This window comes from Paenibacillus cookii, assembly GCF_018333375.1.
Taxonomy (GTDB): Bacteria; Bacillota; Bacilli; order Paenibacillales; family Paenibacillaceae; genus Paenibacillus_AQ; species Paenibacillus_AQ cookii.
This window is the reverse complement of sequence record NZ_BORW01000061.1, coordinates 1-12,435: the sequence shown is the minus strand read 5'-3', so window position 1 is coordinate 12,435 and position 12,435 is coordinate 1. Positions and strand designations below refer to the sequence as shown.

The window sequence follows — 12,435 nt, the reverse complement described above, 5'->3', positions numbered from 1 at the left end:
AAAGGGCTGAAAAGTTTGCTTTCTCGTTACTTGGAACTTCGTTAACCTTTTGGAACCGCCGTATGCGGACCCGCATGTACGGTGGTGTGAGAGGACGGGGGTTTGCCGCCCCCTTCTACTCGATTTTGTTTCTTAAAGCTGCCGCAGGCGGCCATCCTTCCAAAAAACCAAGCCGAATGACGGTTAACGAATATCACTCCGGCACCCTTGGGCGTATATTTATTAGGTGGGAGTTGCTTGGGGAATATGGCTGCAGCCTGCGGGCCGGGCATGGCCGAAAGCGGCTCTCCTCCAACGTTGCTTCAGCCGTCGTAAACGGGATCGCTTGCATCCAGGCAGAGTGCCTCACGATTCTAGCCGGCGGCGCGACAGGCTTGGCGGCGATCGTACAACGCCGTAACGCTGGCTGTAAATCCGCGAATCTTAAACGTCAGGAGGAACTTCTTTTGTTCGACAACAAGGAATTTTTCAAAACTGCGTTCAAGGAGCAATTGGTTAGCCGTTTGGGAAAAAGCATGGAGGAGGCGACGGCAGGCGACATTTACAAAATACTCGGAAATTTGATCCGCGAAAACATCGGGCGCGAGTGGGCCGAAACGAATCAGGCCTATAAGGCGGACCGGGAAAAGCAGATGTATTATTTTTCGATGGAGTTTCTCATTGGCCGCTTGCTCGGGAACAATCTGCTGAACCTGGGCATGTACGACACGGTCCGCGAGGGACTGAAGGAGCTGGGCTGGGATTTGGAAACGATCGAGGAGCAGGAGCCGGATGCCGGTCTCGGCAACGGGGGGCTCGGACGCCTCGCCGCCTGTTTTCTCGATTCGCTCGCGTCCTTGGGGTATGCGGGCCACGGCTGCGGCATCCGCTATAAATACGGCTTGTTTGAACAAAAAATCGTCGACGGCCACCAGGTCGAGCTCCCCGATCCGTGGCTGCAAAAAGGGTATGTATGGGAGGAACGCCGGGAGGATAAGCGGGTTCCGGTCAGCTTTTGGGGACGGGTGGAGGTGTCCGAAAAAAACGGCAGGACCGTGTTCGAAACGGTCGGCGACGAAAAAATTTGGGCGGTGCCCTATGACGTCCCCGTCATCGGTTACGGCAGCCCGCATGTCAACACCCTCCGGCTGTGGAGCGCCGAGTCCGCGGTCGATCCGGCCATCCTGCGGTCCGGCGCCCAGAGCGGTCCCGCGAATAAAGGATATTATCAATTTTTGGACTATAATCGTTCGGTGGAATCCATCTCCGAATTTTTATATCCGGATGATTCGGGGTACGAGGGAAAGCTGCTTCGCCTGAAACAGCAGTACTTTTTGTGCTCGGCAGGACTGAGAAGCGTGCTGCGGACCTTCGAGAAGCTGGGATTGCCTTTTTCCGAGCTTCCCCGGAAGGTGGCCGTCCATATCAACGATACGCATCCGACGCTGGTCATTCCGGAGCTGATGCGGATTTTGATCGACGAGAAGGGGTTCGGCTGGGATGAGGCGTGGAGCCTGACGATCCGTACCGTGTCGTATACGAATCATACGCTGATGAGCGAAGCGCTGGAAAAATGGCCGGTCAACATGGTGCGCGAGCTTCTGCCGCGCGTGTACATGATCATCGAAGAAATCAACAAACGTTTTTGCGGCATGCTGCTGGAACGTTTTCCGGGCAGGCAGGACCTCGTCTCCCGGATGGCCATCATCGAAAGCGGCCAGGTGAAGATGGCCCATTTGGCCGTCGTCGGCAGCTACAGCGTGAACGGCGTGGCCCGGCTGCATACGGAGCTGTTGAAAAACGACGTCATGAAACCCTTTTACGGCTTGTTCCCGGAACGGTTCAACAACAAAACGAACGGCATCGCCCACCGCCGCTGGCTGATGCATGCCAATCCGGAGCTCAGCCGCCTTGTTTGCGACGGCATCGGCACCGGCTGGATCGAAAATCCCGAACGGCTGCAGGAATTGGAACGTTTCAAAAACGATTCGTTGTTCCGGGAAGAAATCCTCCGGATCAAACATGGAAACAAGCAGCGCCTTTCCGGTGAAATCCGGCAGAAGCAGGGCATTGCCGTCGATCCGGAGTCGCTGTTTGACGTACAGGTCAAACGGCTTCACGGATATAAGCGGCAGCTCCTGAACGCGCTGCACATCATGCATTTATATCATGCGATCAAAGACGATCCGACCGCCGAACGCCTTCCCCGCACGTTTATTTTTGCCGCGAAGGCGGCGCCGGCCTATTTTTTGGCGAAATGCATCATCAAACTGATCCATGCCGTCATGGATACCGTCAACCGGGATCCGCAAATGGAGGGCAGGCTGAAGGTCGTGTTCCTCGAAAATTATTCGGTTTCCCTCGCCGAGAAAATCATCCCCGCCGCCAACGTCAGCGAACAAATATCGACGGCAGGCAAAGAAGCTTCCGGCACGGGCAACATGAAATTCATGATGAACGGGGCGTTGACGGTCGGCACGCTCGACGGGGCCAACGTTGAAATGCATGAACGCATCGGGGCGGAGAACATGTTCCTGTTCGGCCTGCGTTCGGAGGAAGTCATGGATTATTACAAGCATGGAGGATACTGGGCGAGAGAAATCTATGAACGCGACCCAAGGGTCAAACGGGTGCTGGACGATTTGATCGTTCCCGGTCCTTTTTGCCGGCATGACCGCGAATTCGAGGTGATCTACCAATCGCTTCTCGACCATAACGACGAGTTTTTCGTGCTCCGCGATTTTGCGGATTACGCCGATACGCATGCCGCGGTTGAACGGGCGTATTGGGACGCGCAGGACTGGGCAGCCAAATCGATCGTCAATATCGCCCACTCGGGGCATTTTTCCAGCGATTGTACTGTCAAGCGTTACGCGTCCGAAATCTGGAAGATCCATCCCGTGCGAAACGCGTTCGAAATCAGGTAAATGCTGCAAACGTGTTTTCCCATTAACGCCCAGACCCTCATCGGGGCTCATGGAATCGGGAATCCCTTCGCAAGCGGCAAAAATCCCCTCCATACGCCGGCACGGGCACCGCGGTTCAAGGTTTTGGCCGCTGCAGCCCGGCGCCGGTCGCGCCGAGGGGATTTTTTTCGTAGGGCATGCTGCTTATTATCCTTCGCAAGCGGCGTTGGTACCGCCGTCCCGCAGCAGATGCCGGTAATTCGATTTGACGAACTCCACCACTTTGTCGAAAATGATGCGGTGTCCCGCCTCGTTCGGATGAATGCCGTCGGAGCAGAGGAACTTCGTGAAGTCGGGTTGCTGGAGAAATGCGCCGCGCACGTCGATCAATTTTGTTTTGGTCAGCTCGGACACTTTGAGAATCGTCGAATTGTAGCGCTCCTGCCACCAATAGATTTTCGTGACGCTGCCGAGCCATTTCAGGACGTTTTGCTGCGCTTCCGGATCGTTTTGGGTGACCCATTTGAAGTAATTGTCCGCGTTCAGCGGAGGCAGGCTCATCAGAATCGGGATGATCTGCTGGCTTTTCAGGTCGTTGACCGTTTCCATCAGCACCTTTTCGAACGTATGGAAATCCGTTTTCGGGTGATGCTCGCGGCCGGGGTCTTTCGCAATTTCGTTCCAGTTATAATCGCAATCGTTCCCGCCGTATTCGATCAGCACGATGTTCGGCTTTTCCTTCATGACATCCCTTTTCAGGTTGCTAATACCCTTGAGCAGCGTATTTCCGAATCTTGCGGTATTGCGGACCGCGCCTTTCAGCTTGTTTTGGAGCAGCGAGACGTAGTTGTCCTCCAAAATCACGTATTTGTTGCGAACCTCGTCATAAATGACGCCTTTGGAGATGGAATCTCCGGATACGATGTATTTGGCGCCGTCATTTCCGAATTCATGTTGAAAACCGCTCACAGCATCACCCCGTTTCCACTATTATTTCTTATAACTTCTATTGTAATGCAGCTTCTTCCCGCAAAGCAAATAACGGCGTTCGGCCGAGGGCTCAAGCTGCCTGCATCCCTTCGGGGAATCATCGGCCTCCGGCTTAAAAAAGGAAGCTCCTGCATCGGATCGCCGCAGCCCGTAAGTTCGGGAATGCAAGGATCGATGCAGGAGCTTTTCCGTGGCATAACATAAATTTTACTGTGATTTCGTCAGCACGGCGTTTGCCGGAGGAAACCGCAGCCCTTGGCCGCTCCGGGTCCGTTCGTACAGCGCTTCGATCAGATGCAGCGCCTTGATGCCTTCCTCCCCGTTAATCCAGAACGGACGATCCTCCCGGACATGCGCGTAAAAGTCGGCAATCAGCTTCCGGTGGCTCGGCCCCCAATACGATTTGCCTCCGAAGTTCGATCGGGGCGGCTCGCTTAGAAGCGTTTCCCTGCCGTCTTTCCATAAGTACAGCGAATCCCGGCGCTGGGTTAACACGCCATGCTCGAATACGACCTCCAGCTCCACGGGCGAATCGGCGCCGTATCCGTTCGTTCCGTAAAACAACGCCCTGGCGCCGCTAACGAAATCGATGCAGGCATGCGCGGAATCTTCCACCTCGACGGCATCCTCCAGCGTATCGCATGTCACGCTCCCTTTGACCGAGGTGATTTCACCCCCGAACCATTGCAGCAAATCAAGGGTATGGATGGCCTGGTTGATCAGCATCCCGCCGCCTTCGGTGCTCCATTTGCCTCGCCACGCTCCGCTTTCGTAGTAGGCACGGCCGCGATGCCAGGTGACGATGCCTTTCATGCAGACCAGCCGGCCCAGCTCGCCGGAGACGATATGTTCATGGATGATCCGCGAAGCGTCATTATAACGGTTTTGGAACGAAACGCCCAGCTGGCGCCGGTTTTTTTTCGCTGCTTCGATCATGGCTTGGGCGGCCGCGGCATTTTCCGCGATCGGTTTTTCCGTCAGGACGTGTTTGCCGGCCGCGAACAGTTCAAGCGCCATCTCGGCGTGCAGATGATGGGGGGTGCACAGGTGAACGATTTGGATGTCTTCCCGTTCAAGCAGCACTTTGTAATCCGTGGCGGCTTCGCATCCGTAACGGCTTGCCGCCCCTTGGGCTTTCTCCGGATCGGCGTCGATGACGACCCGCAGTTCGGCGTCTTCCAGTTCCGCAATCGAGCCGGCATGAAGGGGATGGATGGCCCCGCAGCCGATGATGGCTGCTCCTAACTTTTGCATGACGATCCCGTCCTGTCCGTTGAAATTTGGCATGGCCGCCTTGCATTACGAAATGCGGACGGCCATTTCCTGCGCCTTCAGGCATAATTCCGCAGCCTTAAAGGCATGCTCCTGCGTCATCGCATGTTCGGTCCGGTTCAGGCAGTCGAGGATGAGCTCGCCGAAAAACGGATAGCCGACCTGCCCGTTCACGTCGAAGCGGCGTTCCCCGTCTTTATTGACCAAATATACATGGTCCCCGGCCGAATCCCTGGCGATGTCGATGTATTTTCGCAGCTCGATGTACCCGTCCGTGCCGAGGATAAACGTTCTGCCGTCGCCCCATGTGCCGAGCCCGTCCGGCGTAAACCAGTCGACCCGGAAATATTGGGTGGCCCCGTTCTCTCCTACCAGCGTGGCGTCGCCGTAATCCTCAAGCTCCGGATAGTCCGGATGGTTGTAATTGGCCACTTTGCTGTGCAGCACTTTCGCGTCTTTGTTTCCGGTATAAAAAAGGAACTGCTCGATTTGATGGCTGCCGATGTCGCATAATATGCCGCCGTATTTGTCTTTTTGGAAAAACCAATCCGGACGGGAGGACGCGCTCAGGCGATGCGGGCCGAACCCGGTGACCTGCAGCACGCGGCCGATTGCGCCTTCGCGGATCAGCTGTCCCGCATATACGGCGGATTCGACGTGAAGGCGCTCGCTGTAATACACCATATATTTTTGGCCGGTTTCCCGGACTTTTGCCCGGGCCGCCTCCAGCTGCTCCAATGACGTAAACGGCGTTTTGTCCGTGAAGTAGTCTTTGCCCGCATCCATGACCCGCAGCCCAAGCGCGCAGCGTTCGGATGGCACGGCCGCCGCCGCGACCAGGCGCACTTCGGGATCTTCCAAAATCCGCTCGAGGCTGTCCACGGCTTTGGCCCCGGGAAACTTGGAGGCGAAACTTTCGGCTTTGGCATAGTCCCGGTCGTACACCCATTTCAAGGCCGCCCCGGCTTCGATGAGCCCTTTGCTCATGCCGTGAATATGGCCGTGGTCCAGCGCGGCCGCCGCGAACGCGAATTCGCCGGGCTGAACGACATGGTTCGGTTTGCCCTGCGGAGCGTAGTTCATTCCGTCCTGCTTCGAAGCTGTCATTCGTTTACATCCTTTCGCGCATAAATTCGCCGAACTGCTTCAGCAGCTCGCGGGAGGGGTATTGTCCGCTGAAGTCCTCGATGCCGAGGTATCCGTCGTATCCAACGCTTTTCAAGTCCTCCACGAACGCGGCAAAATCGATGATGCCGTCCCGGAGCGGAGCCCACTCGGAGCGCCATTTGGCGGTTCCGTCCTCGCGGCTGCCGTCCTGCACGAAACGCGCGTTTTTGACATGCACATGCGCAAGGTAGGGACCCAGCAGCTGCATGCCCATGCGGTAATGCTCGAAACCTTCGTGCACCATGTTGCCCGGATCAAGCAGCACGCCGATATAGTCCGGGTCGCAGTGGCTGACCAGGCGATGCGCCAGTCCGGCGCTTGGCGCGATCGTCCCGTGATGCGTTTCGACGACGCCTTTGACGCCGTATTGCTTCGCGAGCCGTTCGGCTTCTTTTAAGTAGCTCACGTTTTTTTCGTACAAATCCGGGTAGGATAACGTCTTATTGTAAGGGGCTACGCCGATCCGGATCATGCTTGCCCCGAGCAGGCGGGCCGTATGGAAGGCATGTTCCGTTTCGTCGAGCTTCATTTCGTTCAAGTAGGGGGTTACGCTCACGACCTCGAGTCCTTCGGCCTCGGTTACTTCCTTGAATTTCAGCATTTCCGGTTCCGGGAGCGACGGATCGATGGAGCACAGGTTGTTTCCCCAGAAGGAAGGCTGCTCTCCGGCTATGGCTTTCGGCACTTCCTTGAATCGCCATTCGACGCCGTGAAGTCCGGCTTCTTTGGCGGCTTGAACCAGCTCTTCGGGCGTCAGGTCCGGGGTGGCTACGGTAAATACGGAAAGTTTCATGGGTTCATGCCTCCTCGCAAGGGATCAATGCGTTCCTTTGACGTCCAATACCGCGGCTGCGGACGGATCTTTGCGGAACGTGGAATTCGCTATTTTTTCCTGAAGCTTTTCGTAAAAAAGGTCCTCGTCCAGCGGCAGATCGACCCAATCGTCGGTCCAGGCGGACAGGTGCATCGCGTTCGAAATGGTCAAGCCGAGAATGCCTTCTTCGCCGGGGGCAAGCAGCTTTTCGCCATGCAGGAGCGCATTCGTGAAGTTTTGCAAAATGCCCTTATGCTGCGGTCCGCCGCCGCCGGCTACCGGGATATCGCATACCCAGCATTCCGGCTGTCCGAACCCGCCCTTATAGTTGCGGTTAAACTCCGGTTCGGGGACGCGCAGGCGCCAGAAGGTCAATTTATCGTTTTCGATGACGATTTTGCCGTTGTCGCCGCTGATTTCGAAACGGTTCGTGCCGGGGCTTTCCCCGACGGTGGTCACAAACACGCCCGTGGCTCCGTTCTCGTATTCGACGTAAGCGGTCACGTCGTCTTCGACTTCAATGTTGCGGTATTTGCCGAAATGGCAAAATGCCCGGACCCGTTTTGGCATCATGCCGGTGGTCCACTGCCATAGATCCAGCTGATGGGGGTCCTGGTTCAGCAGCACGCCGCCGCCTTCGCCGGCCCAAGTGGCGCGCCAGCCGCCGGAATCGTAGTAGCTTTGCGAGCGGTACCAGTTCGTGATGATCCAGTTCGTTCTGCGGACTTCGCCGAGCTCGCCGGATTGGATGAGGTCGCGGAGTTTGATGTAGAGCGGGTTCGTGCGCTGATTGTACATGATGCCGAATTGCTTGCCGCTTTTCGCCGCGGCGTCGTTCATTTCCCTTACCGCTTTCGTATACACGCCTGCCGGTTTTTCCACCAGCACATGGTAACCGTTTTCAAACGCCTGAATGGCCATCCCTGGATGGTCGTAATGCGGGACCGCGATCAGTACGGCATCCATCGCCTTGGAAGCCCAAAACGCCTCCGGCGTATCATACAGTTGCACAGACGCCGGCAAATGCTCCTTCGCCCATTTCAGTCTTTCGGGATTCGTGTCGCAGACGGCCGTGAGTTCGGCGCCGCGAATTTCCCCGCACAGGTTTTGGGCATGAGAGACGCCCATATTTCCAATTCCGATAATGCCATAGCGAACCTTTTCCATGCCGGAATTTCACCCTTTCTCTCTGCTATTCCCCCTAAGCTTAGCCCGAATCCGAAAAGATGAGAATGACCTGAATTAAGAGTGTTTTGCACAAAATTAAGGTGTTTTGGATAAATGGCCAATGGTACAATAAGGGAGAAGAAAAGGGGGAATGCGCTCGTGGAACTCGCGCCGGACATGGCCGGAAGAATGCCGGAAGGATTGACGTTGAACATCAGCTACGCCCAATACCGAAAAGGGTTTCCCGGATGGAACCGGACGGAAATCGCCCCGTCGTTTCACCGGCTCTATTTTATCGCGGAAGGGCGGGGGTCGGTCACGCTCAACGGGGTCAAATACGAACCGAAACCCAATCAGATGATGATCATGCCGGCGGGCACGAATCAGATGGCACTGACCGATCAGGAAGATCCGTATTCGCGCTATTTTTGCCATTTTGACGCCCAGGTGGGGGAATGGCCCCTTTTTCCGGCGGACGGCAGCCTGTATATTTGCGACGCCCGCGACCCTGCTTTTATCGAACGGACTTTTCAAGAGTTGGTGGAGCTTTTCCATCGGGGAGGGCCTTTTGCCGTGCTGCGAACACAGTCCTGCTTGCTGACGATGCTGGCGTGCTGCCTGGAGGACGGGGGATACACCGATTTTTGGAAAAAATTTATGCAGCAGACGGAACGGAGCAAGCTCGGAAACGTATTAAGCTATATCCAAACGCATTTGCATGAACCGATGGAAATCGAACAGTTGGCGGAAATCGTACATTTGCATCCGAACTATTTCATCCCTTATTTCAAAAAAATCATGGGCGTCACGCCGATGCATTACGTGCAGCGCAAACGGATGGAGGAAGCCAAAAGGCTGCTGACCTACACCGATACCGCCATTTCGGACATCGCCGACCAGATCGGCATGCAGCTGGCCTATTTTTCGCGGCAGTTCAAAGGTTATACGGGCCTATCGCCTTCGGCCTACCGGGCCTGCATTCGTTGAAATCGGCTTGCTTTGATGCGAAGCGGAGTTTCCTTACCTAAGTATCGATTTCATGGTTCCAAAGTAAGTTTTTGCAAAACGCGTATTGGAAGGTATCCCTTGATTGGGTAAGATATGGATGGTTTACGCCCCTAAAACAAACGAAAGGTGAGATGCGAATGAAACGCGCCATCGTCAAACCTCTGCTGACGGTTTTAAGCCTGGCGGTTGCCTTGGTCATGATTGTCCCTGCCGGTTCGGCCAGCGCGGCCGATTCCAAGTGGATCAACAAGGTGCTGGCCGATTACAAGGCCTATAACCAGAAAGTGACCTCTTCCTATAAAAACTATCAGGAGCAGATCGATGCCAGCTATAATCAGTATTTGACCCAATACACGGCGACCATGACCGAGCTCGAAGCCAAGGTACTGTCGGATCTGAAGCAATGGGACGAGAAGCTGGAAGCGGACTATAACGAGTTGATGGAAAAATACGGGGATGACCGGAGTAAAACTTCAGCCCTGAGAACCTATGACAGATACATTAACCAGAATTTCCGGGGCAGCCCGATGAACCTTTATGCCACCGAGGCCAACCGCAATTACCGGGACAGCACCATGTGGGTCTACAACAAGGCGCTGAACGAAAATTTCATCGACAGCAAAACGTGGAGATACAGTAAGGCGATCAATCCCAACTATCTGGACAGCGCGGCATTCAAATACAGCAAGGCGGTCAATGAAAACTATTACGACAGTCCGATGCAGAGGCTGAAGCACGCTTCAAGCAAAAACTTTTACGGCAGCCCGATTTATCAATACTCCCACGGCAAGATCAGCAAAACGAAGGCCCAGCAGGAATACGCGAAAATCTATAAGAAGCAGACCGAAAGGCTGAACGCCATTGTCGCGAAAAGCAAGCAGGATATTGCGAACAGGGCGGCGGTTACGCGGCAAGAGCTTGATCTGCTGCATGCCAAATCCGTTGACGTTCTTGAACAGCGGCGGGAAGAAGCGCTGAAAAAGATTTCGGATCTGCGCATCGAAATTTGCGGGGAAGGGCTTACCTGGCAGCCTTTGCTGAAGAATTCCGCCCAATAAGGTCTGATCCGTTATTTTTCCCTAATAATGAAGAAACGAGGCGAACCTCCGCGATGGGGGATTGGCCTCGTTTTTATGTTTACGCAGGGTTTGCCGCATTTCAAGCGACTGCCTCTATCCGTTTTCTAAGGATCTCATTTTATCGGACTCCAAAATATCTTCGACGACTTCGGCAAGGGTAACGCCGGCAAGCGATTGCTCCATTGCGTTTTGGGCTGCCGAAAATTGTTTGGTCAACGATTGTTGGATATTGCGGCCGACGATACATTCCGGGTTCGGGTGTTCATGGGAGTTGAATAAATCGTTTTCGGCCACGACGTTCACCGCCTTGTATACATCAAGAAGCGTTATGTTTGGCAGTTCTTTGGCCAGTTCGGCCCCGGCCACCCCGGCACGAACGTGTACGAGGCCGGCGCTTTTCAACATGCTCATGACTTTGCGGATCACGACGGGATTCGTGTTGACGCTGGCGGCGATATACTCGGAAGTATTGGTTGCCTTGTCTTTGCTGACGGCCAGCAAGCACAAAATGTGTATCGCTACGGAAAATCTGCTGCTGATGGACACCTTGACCCCTTCTTTCTTCCTTAACGAATATAATCATTTATAACATGACCATACTATCGTTACAAGTAAAGCTCCGGATGGAAAATACGCTCAAAATGTGACGGTTGACAAAGCGTTAAGTTGTAACTAAAATAATTACATGTAATATATTCGATTACAGGTAATGATACCATACGGGAGGAAGACATATTATGAAAATCGCAGTCATCGGAGCCAGCGGGAAAGCAGGCAAACTGATCGCCCAAGAGGCCGCCAAGCGAGGACATGAAGTAACGGCCATCGTAAGAAACGCATCCAAGCTGCAAGGCGGATATGCTTCGGTCATCGAAAAAGATTTGTTTGATTTGTCGGCAGCCGATTTGCAGCCGTTCGACGTCGTGGTGAACGCTTTTTCGGCCCCACCGGGCAGCGAGCATCTGCACGTGGAAGCGGGAAGAGCGCTCATCGACGCTTTGAAAGGGGCACCGAATACGAAGTTGTTTGTCGTTGGCGGGGCCGGAAGCTTATTTGCCGACGAAGCCAAAACATTAAAAGTGATGGATACGCCGGACTTCCCGAGCATTTACTATCCGACGGCATCCAATCAGGGGAAAAACCTGGAGGACCTGCAGCAATCGGAAGGGATCACGTGGACATTCCTCAGCCCATCGGCATTTTTTGATGCGGAAGGAAAAAGAACGGGCTCTTACAAAACGGGAAAAGACCATCTGCTTGTGAATTCCAAGGGCGAAAGCTACATTAGCTATGCAGACTATGCGATCGCCGTGCTGGACGAGATCGAAAATCCGAAGCATATCAATGAACGGTTTACGGTCGTAGCCGAGCATCTATAATATAGAACGAATAAAATCGATTTAAGTTGAGGAGAGCGGGTCTGCCTGAGCATAAGCGGCTCGGCAGACTTCTTTCATCTATTGAAAAGAAGAAGCGACAATAGATTCGAATTGTAAAATTTTTCTGCTTGCCGCAGGCGTTGAATCCATGGTACATTATAAATCCGGCCGACGGAAACGAAGGCAGGGCCAAGAAATCAAAAAAAGAACTTCAAAAAAAGTTCTTGCAATCTTAAAAAGAACGTGATATTATATAAGAGTTGCTGCTGAACACAACGGCGGCGAGGAAAACGAAAAGTTTGATCTTTGAAAACTGAACAACGAGTGAGATATGAGGTTTCGGCAACGAAACCGAAACGCGAGATCATCGGGTTCGTGACGACTGTCCGGATCGGTGGTCGAGCATAAATGAGAATTAATATAATGAAATTTCCGATTAGGCTTTGCTCAATCGAAAAATTCATTATTTCTCGTCAGATTCAAAATGAGCTAAGAGCTCTTTCGAAGATACAGATTGAAAATGATCGACTCAGCCGAGTTTGACCCGTTTTCAATCGTCGGTCGAACGAAGTTCGACCTTTCGATGAATCACCCGTCGCTGCAAAGCCGACGAATGATTCATCTTTCTTGGAGAGTTTGATCCTGGCTCAGGACGAACGCTGGCGGCGTGCCTA

Annotated in this window: 10 protein-coding genes; 4 read left to right on the top strand and 6 right to left on the bottom strand. The window is 53.9% G+C overall.

The features are described from left to right. Positions 1–446 precede the first annotated feature (446 nt). Entirely contained in the window at positions 447–2,906 is a 2,460-nt protein-coding gene (locus KI367_RS26065; RefSeq protein ID WP_212953088.1) for a glycogen/starch/alpha-glucan phosphorylase, read from the top strand. A gap of 186 nt (positions 2,907–3,092) precedes the next feature. Here KI367_RS26065 and KI367_RS26060 read toward each other — a convergent pair whose 3' ends face one another. The 5 genes from KI367_RS26060 to KI367_RS26040 all read right to left on the bottom strand — a co-directional run bounded on the left by KI367_RS26060 (position 3,093) and on the right by KI367_RS26040 (position 8,295). Continuing rightward, a complete protein-coding gene (locus tag KI367_RS26060) occupies positions 3,093–3,854 on the bottom strand; it encodes an SGNH/GDSL hydrolase family protein (protein WP_052147211.1) in 762 nt (253 codons plus the stop codon). A gap of 228 nt (positions 3,855–4,082) precedes the next feature. Continuing rightward, positions 4,083–5,129 carry a Gfo/Idh/MocA family protein gene (locus KI367_RS26055; RefSeq protein ID WP_036713420.1) on the bottom strand — a complete coding sequence of 349 codons (1,047 nt, stop codon included), beginning with the start codon at positions 5,127–5,129 and terminating at the stop codon, positions 4,083–4,085. A gap of 45 nt (positions 5,130–5,174) precedes the next feature. Continuing rightward, positions 5,175–6,254 (bottom strand): Gfo/Idh/MocA family protein, encoded by a 1,080-nt coding sequence (locus tag KI367_RS26050; RefSeq protein ID WP_036713386.1) that lies wholly within the window; start codon positions 6,252–6,254, stop codon positions 5,175–5,177. 4 nt (positions 6,255–6,258) lie between these two features. Next, the gene (locus KI367_RS26045) at positions 6,259–7,107 is read right to left on the bottom strand and encodes a sugar phosphate isomerase/epimerase family protein (RefSeq protein ID WP_036713384.1); all 849 of its coding nucleotides are present in this window, start codon (positions 7,105–7,107) and stop codon (positions 6,259–6,261) included. A gap of 24 nt (positions 7,108–7,131) precedes the next feature. Beyond that, complete coding sequence (locus KI367_RS26040) at positions 7,132–8,295, bottom strand: Gfo/Idh/MocA family protein (protein WP_036713381.1); 1,164 nt, start codon at positions 8,293–8,295, stop codon at positions 7,132–7,134. Positions 8,296–8,454: 159 nt separating this feature from the next. On the opposite strand from KI367_RS26040, the gene KI367_RS26035 reads away from it, so the two are divergent. Together KI367_RS26035 and KI367_RS26030 are read left to right on the top strand one after the other, a co-directional pair. Then, positions 8,455–9,282: an AraC family transcriptional regulator gene (locus tag KI367_RS26035; protein WP_246537328.1), complete on the top strand. Its 828-nt coding sequence runs from the start codon at positions 8,455–8,457 to the stop codon at positions 9,280–9,282. A gap of 158 nt (positions 9,283–9,440) precedes the next feature. Further along, positions 9,441–10,361, top strand: coding sequence for a hypothetical protein (locus KI367_RS26030; protein WP_246537326.1), 921 nt, complete (start codon positions 9,441–9,443; stop codon positions 10,359–10,361). Positions 10,362–10,475: 114 nt separating this feature from the next. On the opposite strand, the gene KI367_RS26025 is transcribed toward KI367_RS26030, so the two are convergent. Further along, the gene (locus tag KI367_RS26025) at positions 10,476–10,928 is read right to left on the bottom strand and encodes an Rrf2 family transcriptional regulator (RefSeq protein ID WP_036713379.1); all 453 of its coding nucleotides are present in this window, start codon (positions 10,926–10,928) and stop codon (positions 10,476–10,478) included. A gap of 191 nt (positions 10,929–11,119) precedes the next feature. Here KI367_RS26025 and KI367_RS26020 point away from each other — a divergent pair, with 191 nt between their 5' ends. Further along, on the top strand, positions 11,120–11,761 hold the full coding sequence (locus KI367_RS26020) for an NAD(P)-dependent oxidoreductase (RefSeq protein ID WP_036713377.1): 642 nt from the start codon (positions 11,120–11,122) through the stop codon (positions 11,759–11,761). Positions 11,762–12,435: the final 674 nt, after the last annotated feature.

Coding starts and splice junctions, on each gene's coding strand:
- KI367_RS26055 (WP_036713420.1), bottom strand. CDS start 5,129: ATGCAAAAGTTAGGAGCAGCCATCATCGGCTGCGGGGCCATCCATCCC.
- KI367_RS26050 (WP_036713386.1), bottom strand. CDS start 6,254: ATGACAGCTTCGAAGCAGGACGGAATGAACTACGCTCCGCAGGGCAAA.
- KI367_RS26045 (WP_036713384.1), bottom strand. CDS start 7,107: ATGAAACTTTCCGTATTTACCGTAGCCACCCCGGACCTGACGCCCGAA.
- KI367_RS26040 (WP_036713381.1), bottom strand. CDS start 8,295: ATGGAAAAGGTTCGCTATGGCATTATCGGAATTGGAAATATGGGCGTC.
- KI367_RS26030 (WP_246537326.1), top strand. CDS start 9,441: ATGAAACGCGCCATCGTCAAACCTCTGCTGACGGTTTTAAGCCTGGCG.
- KI367_RS26020 (WP_036713377.1), top strand. CDS start 11,120: ATGAAAATCGCAGTCATCGGAGCCAGCGGGAAAGCAGGCAAACTGATC.